This is a genomic window from Oleiphilus sp. HI0080, from assembly GCF_001635135.1.
In genome coordinates, this window is record NZ_LWFU01000452.1 from 1 (window position 1) to 4,619 (window position 4,619).

The 4,619-nt window shown below is 47.5% G+C and carries 6 protein-coding genes; 1 reads left to right on the forward strand and 5 read right to left on the reverse strand.

Translation table 11 applies throughout. From position 1 onward, the window contains the following. On the forward strand, nt 1-533 hold a 533-nt coding region (locus A3751_RS08995), incomplete at its 5' end, for an N-succinylarginine dihydrolase (protein ID WP_197466248.1). Here A3751_RS08995 and A3751_RS09000 read toward each other — a convergent pair. The 5 genes from A3751_RS09000 to A3751_RS09020 all read right to left on the reverse strand — a co-directional run. Beyond that, nucleotides 504-1,538 carry a succinylglutamate desuccinylase gene (locus A3751_RS09000; RefSeq protein ID WP_068454640.1) on the reverse strand — a complete coding sequence of 345 codons (1,035 nt, stop codon included), beginning with the start codon at nt 1,536-1,538 and terminating at the stop codon, nt 504-506. The genes A3751_RS08995 and A3751_RS09000 overlap by 30 nt on opposite strands. Nucleotides 1,539-1,549: 11 nt before the next feature. Further along, nucleotides 1,550-2,269, reverse strand: a complete 720-nt coding sequence (locus A3751_RS09005) for an ABC transporter permease (protein ID WP_068454644.1) — start codon at nt 2,267-2,269, stop codon at nt 1,550-1,552. A 1-nt stretch (nt 2,270) separates the two neighbouring features. Then, nucleotides 2,271-2,972, reverse strand: coding sequence for an ABC transporter permease (locus A3751_RS09010; RefSeq protein WP_068454648.1), 702 nt, complete (start codon nt 2,970-2,972; stop codon nt 2,271-2,273). 57 nt (nt 2,973-3,029) lie between these two features. After that, nucleotides 3,030-3,782, reverse strand: a complete 753-nt coding sequence (locus A3751_RS09015) for a transporter substrate-binding domain-containing protein (protein WP_068454652.1) — start codon at nt 3,780-3,782, stop codon at nt 3,030-3,032. A 153-nt stretch (nt 3,783-3,935) separates the two neighbouring features. Beyond that, nucleotides 3,936-4,619 (reverse strand): ABC transporter ATP-binding protein (locus A3751_RS09020; RefSeq protein ID WP_068454655.1); only part of this gene is annotated, 684 nt, incomplete at its 5' end.

Here is a 4,619-nt window from a genome sequence, read left to right on the forward strand (position 1 = left end):
TCCTTAGACAAGATGAGGTGATCAGCGAGCTTAAAGCCAAGCTTGGTGATACAGAGCTGTTGGTGATTACCGTTCCTGAGCACGAAGTGCCTCTGCATGATGCGGTTTCAAGTTATCTCTTTAATAGCCAGTTGGTGACTACCAGCGAAGGTGAAATGATGCTCGTTGTGCCTTCGGAATGTGATGATACGCCGTCTGTGCAGCGCTTCCTCAAGAAGCTTGTGGCAGGCGATAATCCGATTCGAGAAGTGATGAGTTTTGACCTCAAGCAAAGTATGAAGAATGGCGGTGGTCCTGCCTGTCTGAGATTACGTGTTGCACTAACGGAAGATGAGTTAGCTGCGGTCCACCCAGGGGTTCTAATGACGGATAATCTCTATGGTATCTTGTCGGCGTGGGTCGAGCGCCACTACAGAGATCAGATTTCGCAATCAGATTTGGCCGATCCGAGACTGATTGCTGAGTCGATGACTGCACTTGATGAATTGACGCAATTACTGGGTTTACCTGCGATTTACGCGTTTCAGCATTAGTCCCGCGCGTTGACCAATGGGCACCTTATTATTGGGGAAAATAAGAAACTCACGCTCATTTTGAACGGTATACTCTGAGCAAGGCGAACGTGAGACCATCTCGCCTTGTTCGAATTCTTTAAAATTGGCCGCGTCCTCAGACACAAGTAGCTCAAATGCGGCATCATCCTTGACGATTTCATGGCACACTTCAAACTCGGTGATATCCTCGATTTGATGGTCTTGAGGGGGGACGCTGTGTGTGATGTCTGATACTCGCCCGCAAAGACTGTTATATGTGTTTGTATAACGCTCTAAGTCGTTTTCACCAAAGCGGCGCACCTTGCCTAGCTCAACCGTATACGAGTCGCTCTTGAACGTTCTGGAGGTATACGATGAAAAGGTTGACGCTGGTTTGTGCTGATAAACGAGCGCGTTGACTCCCATATCCTTAAACACGAGTCTGTGCAGTTCTGAAACTCTGGTGATTGGCTCATGTTCTCGCTTTGGCTGGAGTGCGAAGCGCTCTATAGTCGAGTCTCGAATGGCGGTGTGTAGATCATAATGTTCGATGAGGGAGTGTCGGCTCGCAAATCGTTTAACCTGTAACTCGAGAATGTTGGCTCTCTCTGCATCAATGGATCCACGAAATGCTTTGCGCTCGTGTACGCCCATAAAAAGTCGATTCATGTTGTGTTCAACAAAGCGCTTTTCCGCTTTTATTGCTTGAGGATGTCCAAGTATTAAGAGGGTGGGGCGCTTAACGACTATCCGGCCTAAGATGCAGTCTGTAAGTAGCTTATCAAGAAGTTCGATGGGGGCTGTTTCGTTACCGTGGATGCCGGCGGAAAGCAGCAAGCCGCGTTTATTCTGTTTTATCGGTAGTAGCTCTACGACGCCTTTGGCGCGTGTCATTATCTTGGTGCCATCCTCCAGACACAAGGCCTGGCTTTGGCGCCAAAGATTGTTCCCTAAGGTTGCTTCGATAAACGAATGCTGATTTAGCAGGTGCTCGTTTTCGGGCATTGCTCGCTCCGTTAGGAGATGGGGCGGGTGTGCGCCATGATGCGGGTTTCGATCTTGCGAAACACATAAATCAAGGTGAACGTTAGACACAAATAGATGGCCGCTACAAAAAGGAACGCTTCAAACGGAGCGTAATAGCGCGCGTATATATCTCGCGCTGCGCCTGTCAGGTCAACAATGGTGACCACACTTGCGATGGAGCTCGCGTGGAGCATGAAGATGACTTCATTTGCATAAGCCGGTAGACCGCGACGCAGAGCTCCAGGAAGAATGATTCTACGCATGCGTTGCGCTGCACTCATACCATAGGCCTTAGCGGCCTCGACCTCGCCTTTTGGCGTTGCTTCAATTGCCCCTCGAATAATCTCGGTCGTGTAGGCTGCGGTATTGAGCACAAATGCGATCAGGCATGGATAGAACGCTTCAGAAAGAATATTCCAGAAGATGGTGTCTTGAATGCCTTTAATTTGCGCTGTTCCGTAGTAGATGAGATACAGTTGAACGAGCAGCGGAGTACCTCGGAAAAAATAAACGTAAGCCCAGATAGGCCAGTTAATAAAAGGATTCTTTGATGTGCGCAAAATGCCGAGAGGCAGCGCGATGATCAACCCTATAACCAGCGACAAAAACACCAGTTGTACCGTCGTGACAAAACCGTCCCAGTAATGCATCAGCGTGGTCGGGTTGAAAATAGAATTATCGGCAAACAGGCTTAAAAACGCTTCCATCATCTTACCCTCTCGCCACACCGGCGCTGTATTTGACTTCAAGTCGTTTCAATACCCATTCAGATATCGCGGTTAACAGCAGATAAACAAAGGCGACAGGAATTAAAAATGTAAAGGGCTCGTGGACGGCTTTTGCGGCTTCTGAAGCAAGCCGAACCATATCCGCAAGGCCGATAATCGATACTAAGGCGGTTGTTTTGAGCATGACTAGCCAGTTGTTGCCAAGGCCTGGTAGTGCATGACGCATCATTTGCGGGAATGAAATGCGGAAAAATATTTGTCGGCGATTCATGCCATAGGCGAGACCGGCTTCCAATTGACCTTTATCGACAGATTGAAAAGCGCCCCGGAAAGTTTCAGCCATATAGGCACCGAATATAAAACCAATTGTAATGACACCTGCAATAAATTCATTGATGTTGAAAAAAACATCAATGTTGAATTCTTCATAGAGCCAGTCCGAGAATTCGTTCATCAGCATCTGGCCACCAAAGAAAATCAGTAGCATAAGAACGAGATCAGGCACCCCTCGGATGACGGTTGTGTAAACGGTTGCGATGACTCGGGGAACAGGGTTTTTAGAAAGCTTGGCGATGGCACCTGCAAGGCCAAGTATGAGCGCTAGAAGCAACGACAGGACTGCTACCTCGACGGTGAGAATGGCACCTTCAAAGATGGATGGTCCATAGCCGTGCAAATCGATCATGTGTGTTGTCCGTTTTGTTGAAAAATGGAGGCCAGAGGCCTCCATTTTCGTCGTTACTTAAATCTTGATGCTGTAAGCGAAGTACTTCTTCATGATCTCATCATAAGTACCGTCTTCTTTCAGCTTTTTAAGTGCAGCGTTGAATTTCTCCGCAAGCTCTGTATCGCGCTTACGAAACGCTACGCCAACACCATCACCAACTTGCACGTTTTCGCCAATCGCTTGGTAGCTTTCGTCTTTAAGGATGGTTGACTCACCAACAGGGAAATCTAGGAAAACTAGATCTACACGGCCGCCTGTCAAATCAAGAACTAGATCGTCAGCAGTCGTGTATCGCTTGATATCAACAACATCAGCGCCAACTTGGTTAGTGACGTAATCATCTTGAAGTGTTCCTCGCTGAACACCTACACGCTTGCCCTTAAGCGCGTCTTTGTTCGTAACGTCTAGATCCATGCCTTTCTTACCGAACCATGCGGACGGCGTATTGTAGTAACCGTCAGAGAACAATACTTTTTCTGCACGCTCTGGAGTGATCGACATAGAAGAAAAGATAGCGTCGTATTTACGCGCTAGAAGGCCGGGAATGATACCGTCCCAAGCTTGAATAACCCATTCGCACTCTGCTTTGATTTCAGCACAAACCGCGTTGCCCAGATCAATTTCGAAGCCAGTGAGTGTGCCATCTGGCGCTTTGTATTCGAAAGGCTCATATGGGACATCAACAGCCAGTTTAAGTTTGTCTGCAGCGAAGCCAAGACTGCTTGTTGCAGCTAGGACACAACCTAGAAATAGCGATAGTTTTTTCATGAGGATTTCCCCTTATTGTTTATAGTGACTCTTTACGAGTTCCGTTAATGACTCTTGATTACTTCCGTTAATGACTCTTGATTACTTCCGTTAATGACTCTTTACGAGCTCAGTCAATGACGCTTGATGAGGTCAGTGATTGTGTACTGATAACTAGTACTTCGGTTGAAGAAACTGTCTCACACGTTCGGAGTCAGCATCTTCAAATACTTTTTTAGGATTACCTTGTTCTTCAATGCGGCCTTCATGCAGAAATACGACCTGTGATGAAACATCGCGGGCAAAGGCCATTTCGTGGGTTACCACAATCATGGTTCTCCCTTCGTCGGCCAAGCTGTGCATGACTTTAAGAACTTCACCAACAAGCTCAGGATCGAGCGCTGATGTTGGCTCGTCGAATAGCAATACCTCAGGTTCCATAGCCAATGCTCGCGCTATAGCGGCCCTTTGTTGCTGGCCTCCGGACATCTGGCTGGGATAATAATCACGGCGTTCGTAAATTCCGACTTTATTGAGAAGCGCAGCGGCTCTTTCGGTGGCTTCCTTTTTAGAAACGCCTAGGACGTGTACAGGCGCTTCGATGATGTTCTCCATGACCGTCATATGCGACCAAAGATTAAAGCCTTGAAATACCATCGATAGCTTGGAGCGCATTCTTTCCACTTGCTTTACATCAGCAGGTGTCCGCTCGCCGTGTTTGTCTGTTTTGAATTTAACGGTTTCCCCGTGAAGAGCAATTTCACCAGCACTCGGTGTTTCAAGCATGTTGATGCAACGAAGGAAGGTACTTTTTCCTGAACCGGACGAGCCGATCATGGAAATAACATCGCCTTTTTG

Bases quoted from the DNA above. Each gene is read 5' to 3' on its own strand.
- A3751_RS09005 (WP_068454644.1), bottom strand. From the start codon at position 2,269: ATGATGGAAGCGTTTTTAAGCCTGTTTGCCGATAATTCTATTTTCAAC.
- A3751_RS09010 (WP_068454648.1), bottom strand. From the start codon at position 2,972: ATGATCGATTTGCACGGCTATGGACCATCCATCTTTGAAGGTGCCATT.
- A3751_RS09000 (WP_068454640.1), bottom strand. From the start codon at position 1,538: ATGCCCGAAAACGAGCACCTGCTAAATCAGCATTCGTTTATCGAAGCA.
- A3751_RS09015 (WP_068454652.1), bottom strand. From the start codon at position 3,782: ATGAAAAAACTATCGCTATTTCTAGGTTGTGTCCTAGCTGCAACAAGC.